This window comes from Kineococcus esterisolvens (genome assembly GCF_050871405.1).
Taxonomy (GTDB): Bacteria; Actinomycetota; Actinomycetes; order Actinomycetales; family Kineococcaceae; genus Kineococcus.
Genome location: NZ_JBJLRI010000053.1, coordinates 1 through 15,740, shown reverse-complemented (window position 1 = coordinate 15,740; position 15,740 = coordinate 1). Strand labels below are relative to the sequence as shown.

Sequence of the window (15,740 nt, the reverse complement as noted above, 5' to 3'; positions counted from 1 at the left end):
GCTCCTGCCTGCGGGGGTGCTGCTGTCGCGCTGCAGGCGGACCCGGCGCGGGCACGATGCTAGTGCCCCCCGGTGCCGGCGGACCGCCCGCCGCGCGGTGGACGGGGGCGGGGACGACGACGGGCCGGGCCCCGGAGGGACCCGGCCCGTCGCGCGGGAGGGCTGGTCAGCCGCGCGGCGTGGAGTCGCGGCGCTCCTTGATCTTGGCAGCCTTGCCGCGGAGGTCGCGCAGGTAGTACAGCTTGGCGCGCTTGACGTCACCGCGGGTGATGACCTCGATCTTCTCGATGATCGGGGTGTGCAGCGGGAAGGTCCGCTCCACGCCGACGCCGAAGCTCACCTTGCGGACGGTGAAGCTCTCGCGCACGCCGCCGCCGGTGCGGCGGATGACGACGCCCTGGAAGACCTGGACGCGCGAGCGGTTGCCCTCGACGACCTTGACGTGGACCTTCAGGGTGTCGCCGGCGCGGAACTCCGGGACGTCGTCGCGCAGGCTGGCGGCGTCGACGGTGTCGAGCACGTGCATGGTGTCGCTCTTCTCCCCTGCCGGCGCCACGGGTCCCCGGCTCAGGCATCGGTCCCGCGACGGTGTCCTCCGGCCGGGTGCGTCCCCCGTGGCGGGCGCACCCCCCGCCGCCCGGGGGCAGCGGTCACCGGTCGTCGCGGCTGGTTGGTGTGGTCAGCCGCTCAGTCTGCCACAGCGGGAGCCGCCGGCAGGAATCCGTGCGCGCCCGGCGCGAAGCCCTCCTCCGCCAGCACGGCCAGGTCCGCCGCGCCGCAGCGGGCCGGGTCGAGCCGGGCCAGCAGGTCGGGGCGGCGGCGCGCGGTGCGTCGCAGCGCCTGCTCGCGCCGCCAGCGGGCGACGGCACCGTGGTCGCCGCTGGAGAGCACCGCAGGCACGTCGAGCCCGCGCCAGGTGGCCGGCTTGGTGTAGGCGGGGTGCTCCAGCAGGCCGTCGTGCTCGCCCGCGTGGCTCTCCTCCGCGAGGCTGGCGGCGTTGCCGACGACGCCGGGCAGCAGCCGTGCGACGGCCTCGACGACGACGAGCACCGCGACCTCGCCGCCGTTGAGCACGTAGTCGCCCAGGGACACCTCGCGCACCCGCACGCCGCGGGCCCGGTAGTGCTCCACGACGCGCGCGTCGATGCCCTCGTAGCGCCCGCACGCGAAGACCAGCCACGGCTCGGCGGCCAGCTCCACGGCAGCGGCCTGGGTGAAGACCTCCCCCACCGGGCTGGGTACCAGCAGCACCGGCCCCCGCTCGCCGGCGCTCTCTGGCGGGTCGGCCAGGACGGCGTCCAGCGCCTCGCCCCACGGCTCGGGCTTCATCAGCAGCCCGGCACCACCGCCGTAGGGGGTGTCGTCCACGGTGCGGTGGCGGTCGTGGGTGTGCTCGCGCAGGTCGTGGACCCGCACCTCCAGCAGGCCCTGGGTGCGGGCCTTGCCGATGAGGGACAGCGACAGCGGCGCGAGGTACTCGCCGAAGATGGAGACGACGTCGACGCGCACCCTCAGACCCCGTCCTCGTCGCCGGGCAGCTCGACGAACAACCCGCCGGGCGGGTCCAGGACGACGCGCCCGCCGGCCACGTCGACCGTCGGCACCAGGCGCTCGACGAAGGGCACCAGCACCTCGCGCCCGTCCGTGCCGGTGACCACCAGGAGGTCCTGCGCAGTGCCGGTGATCAGGTCCGCGACCTCACCCAGCACGGTGCCGTCAGCGGTCACGGCGGCCAGGCCCCGCAGCTGGTGCGGGTACCAGGCGTCCTCCTCGGCCCCGGCGGCCTCGTCGACGTCGGCCATCAGCAGCGTGTCGCGCAGCGCCTCCACGGCGGTGCGGTCGGCGACCTCGGCGAACGCCACGAGCAGGGTGCCGCTGTGCCAGCGGGCGGACTCCACGGTGAGCGGGCCGCGGCCGGGCGGGTCGGTGCGCAGGACGGCGCCGGGGGCGAAGCGCTCCCCGGGGGCGTCGGTGCGCAGCTCCAGGGTCACCTCACCGCGCACGCCGTGCGGGCGGCCGATCCGGGCGACGACGTACTCCACGGGGGTCTCCAGTGCGGGGTTCGGGTGGGGCGGGGTCGGCTGCGGCGGCTGGTGCGGGGCGGAACGCAACGAGCGCCGGGGTCGCGGTGCGCGACCCCGGCGCTCGCCGGTGGGGCTGGTTCAGCGGCGGTCGACGTCGACGAGGTCGACGCGGACCTGCTGGTCGCCGGCGAGGGCACCGACGACGGTGCGCAGCGCCTTGGCCGTGCGGCCGGAACGGCCGATGACCCGGCCCAGGTCCTCCGGGTGCACGCGGACCTCGAGCAGGGCGCCGCGCCGCGACGCCTTGGACGTCACGCGCACGTCGTCCGGGTGCCCGACGATGCCGCGCACGAGGTGCTCGAGAGCGTCCGCGAGCACCGGCTCAGGACTCCGAGGCCGGGGTCTCCGCAGCGGCGGCCGGGGCCGGGGACGCGGTGGCAGCGGCCTGCTTGGTGGTGGTGGACGGCTGCTGGTAGCGGCCCTCCTGCCCCTTGGTGCCCTTGAACTTCTGCCAGTCGCCGGTCACCTTGAGCAGCGCGGCGACCTGCTCGGAGGGCTGAGCACCGACGCCGAGCCAGTACTGCGCCCGGTCGGACTTGATCTCGATGGTCGAGGGGTGCGTCATCGGGTTGTAGACGCCGATCTCCTCGATCGCACGACCGTCGCGCTTGGAGCGCGAGTCGGCGACGACGACGCGGTAGAACGGCGAGCGCATCTTGCCGAGGCGCTTCAGTCGGATCTTGACAGCCACGTGCGGGAGTCTCCGGTTCTCATCAGGGTGAGCGCCCACCGCCCGGTGTGGGGACGCCGGCAGGTGGAGCTCGCGGACGCGAACATCCCCGGGTGAGAGGGTCCCTGGGCGTTCGGGTGCACCCGCCATTGTGCCAGAGGTCGGCCGGGCCGCTCGACCGGGCGGCCGCACCCCCTCGGCGACGCCGGTACGGCGTCAGCGCAGCGCGGCGCCGGCCACGACGCGACCGCGCAGCACCACCGCACGGGGGCGGCGCAGGACACCCAGGCCGGCGCGCGGGTCGCCGTCCAGGACCAGCAGGTCCGCGCTCGCCCCCTCGGCCAGCGCGGGCCGGCCCAGCCAGCGGCGCGCCGACCAGGTCGCCGCGTCCAGCGCCGCCAGCACCGGCAGGCCGGCGGCCACCAGCTCGTGCAGCTCGTCGACGACGAGGCCGTGCGGCAGGACGCTGCCGGCGTCGGTGCCGGCGAAGACCTGGGCCCCCGCCTCGTGCAGGGCGGCGACGGTCGCGTACCGGCGCTCGTGCAGGGCCCTCATGTGCGCCGCGTACGCGGGGAACTTCGCCTCGCCGCGCTCGGCGATGCCGGGGAACGTGGCGATGTTGACCAGGGTGGGCACGACCGCGACGCCGCGCTCGGCCACCGCCGCCACCGTGGCGGCGGTCAGCCCGGTGCCGTGCTCGATGCCGTCCACGCCGGCTGCGAGCAGCTCCGGCACGCCCTCCTCGCCGAACTGGTGCACCGTGACGCGGGCACCGAGCGCGTGGGCGGCCTCGACACCGGCGCGCAGGACGTCGGCGGGCCAGCAGGGGGCCAGGTCGCCGCGGGAGCGGTCGATCCAGTCCCCCACGAGCTTGACCCAGCCGTCGCCGCGGCGGGCCTCGGTGCGGACGAACTCCACGAGGTCCTCGGGCTCGATCTCGTGGGCCAGCCCGCGCAGGTACCGCTTCGTGCGGGCGATGTGCCGACCCGCGCGCACGATGCGCGGCAGGTCCTCGCGCTCGTCCACCCAGCGCGTCCCGGAGGCCGATCCCGCGTCGCGCAGCAGCAGCGCTCCGGCGTCGCGGTCGGCGAGCGCCTGCGCCTCGGCGGTGGCCTCGTCGACCCACCCGGTGGGCCCCACGCCGACGTGGCAGTGCGCGTCGACCAGGCCGGGCAGCACCCAGCCGGGCAGCTCGGTCGTGGTGGCGCCGGTGGGCCGGGTGAACGTCAGCCGCCCGCCGAGCACCCACGCCTCGCCGCGCACCTCGTCCGGGCCGGTCAGGACCGGCCCGCTCAGGTGCAGCGCCTGCGCGCCCGCACCCCCGCTCCCGCCGGCCACGGCACCGTCCGCCTCAGCGTCCGCCGAGGAACTTGTCGAAGCCCTTGGGCAGGTTCAGCTGCGAGGGGTCGAACTCGGCCGGCGCCTGGGGGGCCCCGAACGCCGAGCCGGCGTCCTCACCGGCCGTGATCGCCCGGCTCGCCGCCGCGCGCTCCTGCTCGGCCCGCTTGGCGGGGTTGCCCGACTTGCCCTTGCGGCCCTTGGCGGCAGCGGCGCGCGCCTTCTGCTTCTTGGAGGTCCCGCCCGGCACGCCCGGCATCCCGGGGATGCCCGGCACCCCACCGCCGCCCAGGCCCTTGCGCATCTGGCGCATCATCTTCTGCGCCTGCCCGAAGCGCTCGAGCATGTCGTTGACGGCCGAGGTGCTCGCCCCGCAGCCGGCGGCGATGCGGGCGCGGCGCGATCCGTTGATGATGCGCGGCTGGCGCCGCTCCAGCGGCGTCATCGAGCGCACCATCGCCTCGATGCGGTCGAACTCGCGCTCGTCGAAGGCGTCGAGCTGGTCGCGGATCTGCGCCATGCCCGGCAGCATCCCGAGCATCTTCTTGATCGAGCCCATGTTGCGCACGGCGTTGAGCTGCTGGAGGAAGTCGTCGAGGGTGAAGTCCTCGTCGGCGGCGAACTTGGCCGCCATGGACTGCGCCTGCTCCGCGTCGAAGGCCCGCTCGGCCTGCTCGATGAGGGTGAGGACGTCACCCATGTCGAGGATGCGCGAAGCCATGCGGTCGGGGTGGAACAGCTCGAAGTCGTCGAGCTTCTCCCCGGTGGAGGCGAACATCACCGGCTGACCGGTGACCTGCCGCACCGACAGGGCCGCGCCGCCGCGGGCGTCGCCGTCGAGCTTGGTGAGCACCACGCCGTCGAAGCCGACGCCGTCGCGGAACGCCTCGGCGGTGGCCACGGCGTCCTGGCCGATCATCGCGTCGAGGACGAAGAGGACCTCGTCGGGCGAGACGGCGGCGCGGATGTCGATCGCCTGCTGCATCATCTCGGCGTCCACGCCGGTGCGGCCGGCGGTGTCGACGACGACGACGTCGAAGTGGTGGTGCCGCGCGTGCTCGACGCCGGCGCGGGCGACGGCCACGGGGTCGCCGACGCCGTTGCCGGGCTCCGGGGCGAAGACGTCCACGCCGGCGCGCTCACCGGTGATCTGCAGCTGGTTGACGGCGTTCGGGCGCTGCAGGTCGCAGGCCACCAGCAGCGGGCGGTGCCCGTTGCGCTCGAGGTGGCGGCCCAGCTTGCCCGCGAGCGTGGTCTTGCCGGCGCCCTGCAGGCCGGCCAGCATGATCACGGTCGGCGGGTTCTTGGCGAAGCGCAGCCGGCGGGTCTCGCCGCCGAGGATCGCGACGAGCTCCTCGTTGACGATCTTGACGACCTGCTGGGCCGGGTTGAGCGCCTGGGAGACCTCCAGGCCGGTGGCCCGCTCGCGCACCTGCGCGGTGAACTGGCGCACCACCGGGAGCGCGACGTCGGCGTCGAGCAGGGCCCGGCGGATCTCGCGGACCGTCGCGTCGACGTCCTCGGCGGACAGCCGCCCCTTGCCGCGCAGGGACTTGAACGTCGCGGTGAGGCGGTCGGAGAGCGTGGCGAACACGTGCTCAGCCTACGGGAGGTGGGCCCCCGCCCCGCCCCGCGGCGGGCGGGACCCCGCCGGTGCGCGGGGCACCCCCCTCAGCCGGGGACCTCGGCGGCGTCGGACAGAGCCCGCACGGCGATCGCCACCCGCGGCGGGCTCAGCCGCTGCCCGTCCGGCTCGGCCAGGTAGAGGGTGTCCACGGCCTGCGCCGCGTAGGTGGCCACGTGCGCGGAGCGGATGTCGAGCCGCTCGGCGGCCAGCGCCCGCCCCAGCGCGTGCAGCAGCCCGGGGCGGTCGGCGGCGCGCACCTCCAGCACCGTGGCGCGCTCGGAGGCCCCCGGCAGGATCACCACCCGCGGGTGGGCCACCAGCGAGCGCACGCCGGCGACGGGCCGCGCGGTGCGCGCGTCGCGCGCGGCGAGGCGGTCCAGCAGCGCGACGTCGCCGGCGACGATGCGTTCCAGACCCACGCGCAGCAGCTCCGCCGAGGGCGCGTCGCCGCCGGGGGACTCCACCCACCAGGAGTCCACGGCCACGCTCCCGAGCGTGCGGACCAGGGCGGACCTCACCAGGAGGCGGTGGCCGGCCAGCAGGCCCGCCAGGTCCGCGAACAGGCCGGTGCGGTCGCGGGCGACGACCCGCACCACGAAGAAGCCGTCGACCTCGCGCACGTCCACGCGGGTGGGTCCACCGGCGGCCACGTCGGCGGCCAGGGCCTCCTCCTCGGCGTCGAAGCCGCCCACGGCCGGCACCGGCTCACCGGCCAGGCTGGCGCGCGCCCGGGTCACCAGGTCGTCGACCAGCCGCGCCCGCCACGGCGACCAGGCCGCCGGGCCGGCGGCGCGCGCGTCGGCCTCGGTCAGCGCTCGCAGCAGGTCCAGCACGTCCGCGCGGCCGTCGACGGCGGTCACCAGCGCCTGCACCGTGCTCGGGTCGTCGGGGTCGCGCCGGGTGGCCAGCTCCACCAGCGTCAGGTGCTCGGCGACCAGGCGCTCGACCACGGCCGCGTCGCCCGGCTCGAGACCGGCTCGCTCGCACACCCGGCGCGCCAGGGGTGCACCGGTGCGCGAGTGGTCCTGGGCACCGGGCACCTTGCCGATGTCGTGCAGCAGCGCGGCCAGCAGCAGCACGTCCGGGCGGGGCACGTCGCGCACGAACGCCCGCGCCGCCACCGCCGTCTCGACGAGGTGGCGGTCGACCGTCCAGCGGTGCACGGCGTTGCGCTGGGGGCGGTTGCGCACGGCCGTCCACTCCGGCAACCAGCGCTCCACCAGGCCCACCAGGTCCAGCTGCTCCCACACCGGCACCTGCGCGGGGCCGGCGGCCAGCAGCTCCAGCAGCGCCTCGCGGGCGGCCGGCGGCCACGGCTCGGGCAGCGGGGGGCACGCGGCGAGCAGGTGCTCCAGCGTCACCGGCGACAGGGGCAGCCCGGCGCGCACGGCGGTGGCCGCGGCGCGCAGCGGCAGCACCGGGTCCTCGGCCGGGGAGACGCCCGAACCCAGGACGACCTCGCCGTCGTGCTCGACGAGGCCGTGCCCCAGCGAGCGCAACCGCGGGCGGCGGCCGGTGGCGCGGAAGCGGCGCGACGGCATCGACTGGCGGGCCCGGCGGGTGGTGGTGTCCACGGCGGCCGAGACGGTGCGCGCGGCCTGGGCCACGGCCGCCAGCAGCAGGTCGGCGTCGGCGTAGCCGCACACCACGGCGACGGCGTCCTGCTCGGCCAGCAGCAGGCGGTCGCCGGGGCGGCCGGAGGAGGCCTGCAGCCCGTCGCGCACGTCGAGCAGGACGGTGTGGGCCTCGTCGACGGCGCCGTGCGGGCGGTCGGTCAGCCACGTGGCGGCCAGGGCCCGCAGCGCGACCGCGTCGCGCAGTCCACCGCGGGCCTCCTTCAGGTCCGGCTCGAGCAGGTAGGCCAGCTCACCGCAGCGCGCGGCGCGCTCGGCCAGGGAGTCCAGCACCTGCGGCAGGCGCCGGCGGGCGCCGGCGCGCCAGTCGTCCAGCAGGTGCCCGCGGGTGCGGGCCACCAGCCCGCCGTCACCGGCGACCACGCGCAGGTCCAGCAGCCCCGTGGCGGCGGCCAGGTCGGTGGCGGCGACCTCGCGGCACTCCCTGGCCGTGCGCACCGAGTGGTCCAGGCGCAGCCCGGCGTCCCACAGCGGGTACCAGACGCGGTCGGCCAGCGCCGCGACGTCGCCGGCACCCAGGGTGCGGCCGTCGTGCAGCAGGACGAGGTCGACGTCGCTGGCGGGGCCGCAGTCGCCGCGGGCCAGGGAACCGACGCACGCCAGGGCCACGCCGGCGGTGGCGCCCGGCGGGCCGTCGGGGTCGGGGAGCAGCTCGGACAGGGGCTCCACGGCGCGGTCCCACACGTCGCGCAGCCGGGACTCCACGAGCTGCACCAGCTCGGCGCGGCGGTGCGGGCCGGGACGCCCGGCCCGCACCGCCAGCGCGAGTCGCTCGGTGCGCAGGTCGACGCTCAGCGCCGGCCCCGTCGCAGCGGGAGGGGGGTGCTCACAGCGCGTCCGGCCCGTGCTCGCCGGTGCGCACCCGCACCACGTCCTCGACGTCCTGCGTCCACACCTTCCCGTCGCCGATGCGCCCGGTCTGAGCGCTCTTGACGACCACCTCGACGACGTCGTGGATGTCGACGTCGTCGACGAGGACCTCGACGCGGACCTTGGGGACCATGTCGACGGTGTACTCCGCACCGCGGTAGACCTCGGTGTGGCCGCGCTGGCGGCCGTACCCGGAGGCCTCGGAGATCGTCAGGCCCTGCACCCCGTAGGACTCCAGGGCGGACTTCACGTCGTCGAGCTTGTGCGGCTTGATGATGGCGGTGAGCAGCTTCACGCGGAGACCTCCGAGGTCGCGCCGGGGGTGGTGGTGGCGTGGCGGGCGGTCGGGCGGGTGCCGCCGCCGAGGTGGCCGCCGCCCAGGGTGCCCCAGTCGTAGCCGGACTCGGCGTGCTCGACCTGGTCGATGCCGGCGACCTCGTCCTCCTCGTCGAGGCGGAAGCCCATCGTCTTCTGGATCAGCACGCCGATGACCCAGGTGACGACGAAGGAGAACACCAGGACCGCCAGGGCGCCGACGACCTGGCGCCACAGCTGGTCCACGCCGCCGCCGAAGAACAGGCCGTCCACGCCGTTGGGGGCGTCGGCGGTGGCCAGGAAGCCTACGGCGATCGTGCCCCACAGGCCGCCGACGAGGTGCACGCCGACGACGTCGAGGGAGTCGTCGTAGCCGAGCTTGTACTTCAGGCCCACGGCCAGGGCGCACAGGACGCCGGCGAGGACGCCGATGACGATGGCGCCGACGGGGTTGACGGCCGCGCAGGCCGGGGTGATGGCGACCAGGCCGGCCACGGCACCGGAGGCGGCGCCCAGGGAGGTGGCGTGCCCGTCGCGGAAGCGCTCGGTGAGCAGCCAGCCCAGGATCGCGGCGGAGGTGGCGACGAGGGTGTTGACCCAGGCCACGGCGGCCGTGTTGCCGGAGGAGACGGCCGAGCCGGCGTTGAAGCCGAACCAGCCGAACCACAGCAGGCCGGCGCCGAGCATCACCAGCGGCAGGTTGTGCGGGCGCATCGGCTCGCGGCCGAAGCCCTTGCGGTTGCCCAGGACGAGGACGAGCGCGAGGGCGGCCGCGCCCGCGTTGATGTGGATCGCGGTGCCGCCGGCGAAGTCGATGGCCTCGACCTGGTTGGCGATCCAGCCGCCGACGTAGGAACCGTCGTCGGAGGAGAAGGCGAAGACCCAGTGCGCCACGGGGAAGTACACGATCGTGGCCCACACGCCGGCGAAGACCATCCAGGCACCGAACTTCGCCCGGTCGGCGATGGCGCCGGAGATCAGGGCGACGGCAAGGATGGCGAAGGCGGCCTGGAAGCCGACGAACGCCATGCCGGGCAGGGTGCCGGACAGGTTGCCCTCGCCCAGCAGGCCGGTGAGGCCGAAGTACTCCAGCGGGTCGCCCAGCAGGCCGCCGCCGACGTCGTTCCCGAACGCCATCGAGTAGCCGTAGAGCACCCACAGGACGCCGATGAGGCCGAGGGCGCCGAAGCTCATCATCATCATGTTCAGAACGCTCTTGGCGCGGACCATGCCGCCGTAGAAGAGCGCGAGTCCGGGAGTCATCAGCAGCACGAACGACGCGCTGGTGAGGATCCAGGCGGTGTCACCGGTATCCATGGGCAACGGGACCTTCCGCGAGGCCGGCACGTGCCGGCGGGGGGGACGGGGGGCGCCGCAGCGGTGCGCGGCGGGGACTGGTCGGTGGGTCGGGTCAACCGTGGACTCGGCGTGTTACGCGCGCCGCCGCCGAGTGTTTCGTCGCGGTGACGCGAGGCGGGCACGTGTGAACATCGCGTTACGCACCCGGGCGCAGCCGGCGGTCGCAGGCGCAGCGTCGCCACCTCGCCACCGCGCGTGCACGGCTCTCCGGGGACCGCGTGGCCCCGGACGCGGCGGACCCCCGCCGCGCGGGGGCGCGACGGGGGTCCGTCGGGTGGGGCGGCAGCCGTCAGGACAGCAGCGCGTCCACGAACGCCCCGGCCTCGAAGGGCGCCAGATCGTCGGGCCCCTCCCCCAGACCGATCAGCTTCACCGGCACGCCGAGCTGACGCTGCACCGCCACGACGATGCCGCCCTTGGCGGTGCCGTCCAGCTTGGTCAGCACGATGCCGGTCACCTGCACGACCTCGGAGAACACCGCGGCCTGGCGCAGGCCGTTCTGCCCGGTGGTGGCGTCCAGCACGAGCAGCACCTCGTCCACCGGCCCGTGGCGCTCGACGACGCGCTTGACCTTGCCCAGCTCGTCCATGAGGCCGGCCTTGTTCTGCAGACGGCCGGCGGTGTCCACGAGCACGACGTCGGCGTCGGCGTCGATGCCGGCCTTGACGGCGTCGAAGGCCACCGAGGCCGGGTCTGCGCCGTCGCGCTCGGAACGCACCGTCGGCACGCCGACGCGCTCGCCCCAGGTGGCCAGCTGCTCGGCAGCGGCTGCGCGGAAGGTGTCCGCGGCGCCGAGCACGACCTCCTTGTCCTGGGCGACGAGAACGCGGGCGAGCTTGCCGACGGTCGTGGTCTTGCCGGTGCCGTTGACACCGACGACCAGCACGACCGCGGGGCGGTCGTCGTGGCGGGTGGTGGCCAGCTCACGCCCGTCGTCGGGGCCGACGGCCGCCAGCAGCTCCTCGCGCAGCAGCTCGCGCAGCTGGGCGGGCTCGCGGGTGCCCAGCACGCGCACCCGCTCACGCAGGTGGTCGACGATCTCGGTGGTCGGCCCGACGCCCACGTCGGCCAGCAGCAGGGTCTCCTCGACCTCCTCCCAGGTGGACTCGTCGAGGGTGTCGCGCGAGAGCAGGGCGAGCAGGCCCTGGCCGAGGGCGGAGTTGGAACGCGCCAGCCGCTCGCGCAGCCGGACCAGGCGCCCGGCGGCGGACTCGGGACGCTCGGTGAGGGGGCCTGCGGGCTCCTCGGGCAGCTCCACGACGTCCACGGCGCGGCTGGGCGAGTCGCGCGGGACCTCCGCGTCGTCACCCACACCGGGCAGCGGGTCGGTGTCCGAGCGCGGGCCGAGGCTGGAGCGTCCCGCCCGCGGCGCCTCGCGCGGCTCCAGCGAGGAGCGCCGCCGGCGCCGGGGGCGCACCAGGCCCGCGAGGGCGCCGACGCCCGCGAGGACGATCAGGACGGCGACGCCGATGACGATGTGCAGGGTCTCCACGGGGGCCGATCCTCCCAGACCCTGCTCACGGCCCGCTCGGGCCCGCCCCGCGGGCCGGGCGCCCCGGCACGTCGCCGACGCGCGTCAGCCGACGCGGACGCGGGTCAGCGGGCGCGGGCCGCCTCGGCCTCGTCGCGGTGGGCGCGGTGCGCAGCCAGGCGCTGAGCGGCGTGCTGGGCCACGTGCTCGGCGGTGCGCCGGGCCCGGTTACGGCCGTGGTGGGCCGCGCGCAGCACCACCGGCGCCCAGCGGGCGGCCAGCGCGTCGAGCCGGGCCACGAAGCGGCTGCCGCGGGCCCGCAGGGGCGGCGCGGCGACGGAGAGCAGGACCGACGCCGCGAGCCCCACCACCAGGACGAACGTCACGATCAAGGTCGTCATCACCACGAGGACAACAGTGCCTCGCGCACCCCGCGCGCACCACCGCGCCACGACCCTGTTGCCGCTCCGTGACCATCCGGTCACAGTTGCTTCACCGGTGCGCCACCGCGCGATCACCGCCGCCCGCGGCGCCCCCTCAGGCCGGGGTGGCCTCGCGCAGCCGCTGGCTGACGACGGTGCTGATGCCGTCGCCGCGCATCGTCACCCCGTACAGCGCGTCGGCGATCTGCATGGTGCGCTTCTGGTGGGTGATGACGATGAGCTGGCTGGAGGCCCGCAGCTCCTCGAACAGGGTGATGAGCCGCGACAGGTTCGCGTCGTCCAGCGCGGCCTCCACCTCGTCGAGGACGTAGAAGGGGCTGGGGCGGGCGCGGAAGATCGAGACCAGCATCGCGACCGCGGCCAGCGAGCGCTCCCCGCCCGACAGCAGCGACAGGCGCTTGACCTTCTTGCCCGCCGGGCGCGCCTCCACCTCGATCCCGGTGGTCAGCATGTCGGCCGGGTCGGTGAGCACCAGCCGCCCCTCACCGCCCGGGAAGAGGCGGGGGAAGACCTGCTCGAACTGCGCGGCGACGTCGGTGAACGCCTCCGTGAAGACGCGCTCGACGCGCTCGTCGACCTCCCGGACGATGTCCAGCAGGTCCTTGCGGGACTTCTTCAGGTCGTCGGACTGGGCCACGAGGAAGGCGTGCCGCTCCTCCATCGCGGCGTACTCCTCCAGCGCCAGCGGGTTGACCGTGCCCAGCTGGGACAGGGCCCGCTCCGCGGCGCGCCGGCGCTTGTCCTGCTCGGCGCGCACGTAGGGGCGCGGTTCGGCCTGCACGTCCGGCTCGGGGTCCCCGGGCGCCGGCGGCGAGGGCGGCACCGGCTGGTCGGGGCCGAACTCGGCGACGAGGACGTCGGGGTCGGTGCCCAGTTCCTCGATCGCGCGGGTGCGCAGCGCCTCGATGCGCCAGCGCTGCTGCGCACGCGCCACCTCGTCGGCTTGCCGGGAATCGCCCAGACGCTGCTGCTCGGCGCTCAGCGACTCCACCGCCCGGCGGGCGGTGGCCACCTCCTCCTCGAAGCGGGCGCGAGCCGCCTCGGCGGCCTGCCGCAGCCGTGAGGCCTCGGCCGCGGAGGTCTCCCACGCGGCCAGGGCCCGCTCGGCGCCCTCGCGCACCCGGGTGGCCACGCGGGACTGCTCGGCGCGGCGGGCACGCCGTGCCGCGGTCCGCTCACGGGCACGCAGCTCCTCGGCGGCCTGCCGCTCGAGGGCGTCGGCGCGCCCCGTGAGGGCCCGGGCGCGCTCCTCCGTGGTGCGCAGCGCCAGGCGCGCCTCGGTCTCGGCGCGCCCCAGCGAGCGGGCGTGCTCGGCGAGGCGGTCGCGCTCGTCGGTGGAGGTGGCGCCGGAGTCGTCGGCGGGGGCGGCGGACGCGGCCTCGAAGCGCTCACCCAGCTCGGCGAGCTGGGCGCGGTCGCTCTCCAGCCGCGCGGCGACCTGGGTGCGGGTGGCCGCGGTGCGCTCGGCCTCGGCGGCCGCGGCGCGCACCGCCGCCCCCAGGTGCGCGAGCTGCTCGGCGACGGCGTTCATCCGCGCGTCGCTCTCGTGCAGCCGCTCCAGCGCGGCCTCCACGCGGTCGGCGGCCTGCTCGCGGGCGTGCTGGGCACCGGTGAGGGCGAACTGGGCGCGCTGCAGGCGGTGCTCGGCGGCGGAGAGGGCGTCGGTGGCCTCGTCGACGGCGGCCTGCACCTGCAGCAGGCTGGGGGCGGAGGCGGACCCGCCGGCAGCGCGGTGCGCGGACAGGACGTCGCCCTCGCGGGTGGCGGCGACCAGGTCGGGGCGGGCGGCGACGACGGCGCGGGCCGCGGCCAGGTCGGTCACGACGACGACCTCGCCCAGCAGCCGCGCCAGCGCACCGGCGAGCTCGGCGGGGGCCTTCAACAGGGCCAGCGCCGCCCGCGCGCCGTCGGGCAGCCCCGCGGCGGCGGGCGTGGCGTCGGGGGCGGCGGCGCCGGCCACGACCATCCCGGCGCGCCCGGCGTCCTCGGCGCGCAGGTGCTCGATGGCGGCGGCGGCCTCCTCGGGCCCGGCGACGGCGACCGCGTCGGCGGCAGCGCCCAGCGCCGCGGCCACGGCCTGCTCCCAGCCCGTCTCCACCTCCAGCAGCGCCGCCACCGAGCCCAGGACGCCGGAGACCGCGGAACCGGCGGCCAGCAGCGCGCCCGCGCCGTCTCCGCGGGTCAGCCCGATCTCCAGCGCCTCCTTGCGCGCGGACCAGCCGGCGCGCTCCTGGGCGGCGGCGCGCTCCTCGGCGCGGGCGGCCTCGCAGGCGGCCTCGGCCTCGGCCAGGGCCGCGGCCGCCGCCTCGTGCTCGGCGTCCAGGCCCTCCTCGCCCTCCTCGACGCCGGCGACCTGGGTCTCCAGCGCCGCGAAGTCCGAGCGGGCACGCTCACGGCGCTGCTCGGCGTCGGCCAGGGCGCCGGACAACCGCTCCAGCTCGGCCTGGCCGACCTCCACGCGGCTGCGGGCGGCGGCGACCTGGCCACCCAGGCGCGCCAGGCCCTCGCGACGGTCCGCGGCGGCGCGCAGCGCGGCGGCCACGCGCCGGTCCTCCTCGGCGGCGGTGCGGTCGGCCTCGGCGCGGCGGGCGAGCACGTCGTCGAGGGCGGCGCGGTGCTCGGCGACCAGGCCGGCCAGCTCGGCCTCCTCCGCGCGCACACGGGCGGCGGAAGCCGACAGCTCCTCGGGGTCGCGCCGGCCGGTCTGCTCGTCGGGCTCCGCGGCCAGCAGCCGCAGCCGCTCAGCGGCCAGCGCCTGCACGCCGCGCAACCGCTCGGCCAGGGCCTGCAGGCGGTGGTGGGTGTCCACGGCGCGGGCCAGGTCCGGGGCGGCGGCCGCGGCGGCGGCCTCGGCGGCGCGCAACCGGCCGGTGGCCTCTGCGAGCTCGGCCTCCACCTTCTGCTGGCGACGCTTCAGCACCGCCTCGTCGGCCTCCTCGCGCTGCAGGGAGCTCGTGGCCTGCACCAGGTCGTCGGCCAGCAGCCGCAGGCGCGCGTCGCGCAGGTCGGCCTGCACGACCTGCGCACGGCGGGCGGCCTCGGCCTGGCGGCCCAGGGGCTTGAGCTGGCGGCGGATCTCGGTCACCAGGTCGGCGACGCGGGTGAGGTTGCCCTCCATCGCGTCGAGCTTGCGCAGCGCCTTCTCCTTGCGGCGTCGGTGCTTGAGGACCCCGGCGGCCTCCTCGATGAAGGCGCGGCGCTCCTCCGGGGAGGCGTGCAGCACCGCGTCGATCTGGCCCTGCCCGACGATGACGTGCATCTCGCGGCCGATGCCGGAGTCGCTGAGCAGCTCCTGCACGTCCAGCAGTCGGCAGGAGGAGCCGTTGATCGCGTACTCCGAGCCGCCCGTGCGGAACATCGTCCGGGTGATCGTCACCTCGGCGAACTCGATGGGCAGGGCCCCGTCGGTGTTGTCGATCGTGAGGCTGACCTCGGCCCGGCCCAGCTGCGCGCGCCCCTCCGGCCCGGTGGTGCCGGCGAAGATGACGTCCTCCATCTTGCCGCCGCGCAAGCTCTTGGCGCTGTGCTCCCCCATCACCCACGTCAGGGCGTCCACGACGTTGGACTTGCCCGAGCCGTTCGGGCCGACCACGCACGTGATCCCCGGCTGCAGCCGCAGCGTCGTCGCCGAGGCGAACGACTTGAACCCCTTGAGGGTGAGGGTCTTCAGGTGCACGGGACGGGAGCCTAACCAGCGCCGGCGACAGCTCCGGGCCGCCGCGCCCGGGCCCGGCCCTCAGCGGGTGGTGAACCCGCTCAACCCGCGCGGCTCGCTCCAGCGCTCGACGACGGCGCTGACGCGGCCGGGACGGCCGTGCTCCCCCGGGGGGGGGGGGGGGGGGGGGGGCGGGGGGGGGGGGGGGGGGGGGGGGCCCGCGGCCCGCGGCCCCGCCCGGCCCGCGGGCGGGGGGGGCGGGGCGCCGGCCCGC

Annotated in this window: 13 protein-coding genes; all 13 read right to left on the bottom strand. The window is 76.4% G+C overall.

The features are described 5' to 3' along the window. Positions 1–166: 166 nt before the first annotated feature. The gene (rplS, locus tag ACRYR8_RS15405; RefSeq protein ID WP_432485421.1) at positions 167–526 is read right to left on the bottom strand and encodes a 50S ribosomal protein L19; all 360 of its coding nucleotides are present in this window, start codon (positions 524–526) and stop codon (positions 167–169) included. A 161-nt stretch (positions 527–687) separates the two neighbouring features. Beyond that, complete coding sequence (gene trmD, locus ACRYR8_RS15400; RefSeq protein WP_432485419.1) at positions 688–1,509, bottom strand: tRNA (guanosine(37)-N1)-methyltransferase TrmD; 822 nt, start codon at positions 1,507–1,509, stop codon at positions 688–690. 2 nt (positions 1,510–1,511) lie between these two features. After that, a complete protein-coding gene (gene rimM, locus ACRYR8_RS15395; RefSeq protein WP_432485417.1) occupies positions 1,512–2,042 on the bottom strand; it encodes a ribosome maturation factor RimM in 531 nt (176 codons plus the stop codon). Between the two features lie 120 nt (positions 2,043–2,162). Then, positions 2,163–2,402 (bottom strand): RNA-binding protein, encoded by a 240-nt coding sequence (locus tag ACRYR8_RS15390; protein ID WP_432485415.1) that lies wholly within the window; start codon positions 2,400–2,402, stop codon positions 2,163–2,165. A gap of 4 nt (positions 2,403–2,406) precedes the next feature. After that, positions 2,407–2,775, bottom strand: coding sequence for a 30S ribosomal protein S16 (gene rpsP, locus ACRYR8_RS15385; protein WP_432485413.1), 369 nt, complete (start codon positions 2,773–2,775; stop codon positions 2,407–2,409). 195 nt (positions 2,776–2,970) lie between these two features. After that, positions 2,971–4,092, bottom strand: a complete 1,122-nt coding sequence (locus tag ACRYR8_RS15380; RefSeq protein ID WP_432485411.1) for an amidohydrolase family protein — start codon at positions 4,090–4,092, stop codon at positions 2,971–2,973. A 13-nt stretch (positions 4,093–4,105) separates the two neighbouring features. Further along, positions 4,106–5,686 carry a signal recognition particle protein gene (gene ffh, locus ACRYR8_RS15375; protein WP_432485409.1) on the bottom strand — a complete coding sequence of 527 codons (1,581 nt, stop codon included), beginning with the start codon at positions 5,684–5,686 and terminating at the stop codon, positions 4,106–4,108. Positions 5,687–5,763: 77 nt separating this feature from the next. Then, positions 5,764–8,109: a [protein-PII] uridylyltransferase gene (locus ACRYR8_RS15370; protein WP_432485407.1), complete on the bottom strand. Its 2,346-nt coding sequence runs from the start codon at positions 8,107–8,109 to the stop codon at positions 5,764–5,766. A gap of 70 nt (positions 8,110–8,179) precedes the next feature. Then, entirely contained in the window at positions 8,180–8,518 is a 339-nt protein-coding gene (locus tag ACRYR8_RS15365) for a P-II family nitrogen regulator (RefSeq protein ID WP_432485405.1), read from the bottom strand. After that, positions 8,515–9,855, bottom strand: coding sequence for an ammonium transporter (locus ACRYR8_RS15360; RefSeq protein ID WP_432485403.1), 1,341 nt, complete (start codon positions 9,853–9,855; stop codon positions 8,515–8,517). The genes ACRYR8_RS15365 and ACRYR8_RS15360 overlap by 4 nt, the downstream gene beginning before the upstream one ends. Positions 9,856–10,186: 331 nt before the next feature. Beyond that, positions 10,187–11,380 carry a signal recognition particle-docking protein FtsY gene (gene ftsY, locus ACRYR8_RS15355; RefSeq protein WP_432485447.1) on the bottom strand — a complete coding sequence of 398 codons (1,194 nt, stop codon included), beginning with the start codon at positions 11,378–11,380 and terminating at the stop codon, positions 10,187–10,189. Between the two features lie 113 nt (positions 11,381–11,493). Continuing rightward, positions 11,494–11,769, bottom strand: a complete 276-nt coding sequence (locus ACRYR8_RS15350) for a hypothetical protein (protein WP_432485401.1) — start codon at positions 11,767–11,769, stop codon at positions 11,494–11,496. Positions 11,770–11,905: 136 nt separating this feature from the next. Further along, on the bottom strand, positions 11,906–15,487 hold the full coding sequence (gene smc / locus ACRYR8_RS15345) for a chromosome segregation protein SMC (RefSeq protein ID WP_432485399.1): 3,582 nt from the start codon (positions 15,485–15,487) through the stop codon (positions 11,906–11,908). Between the last annotated feature and the right edge of the window lie 253 nt (positions 15,488–15,740).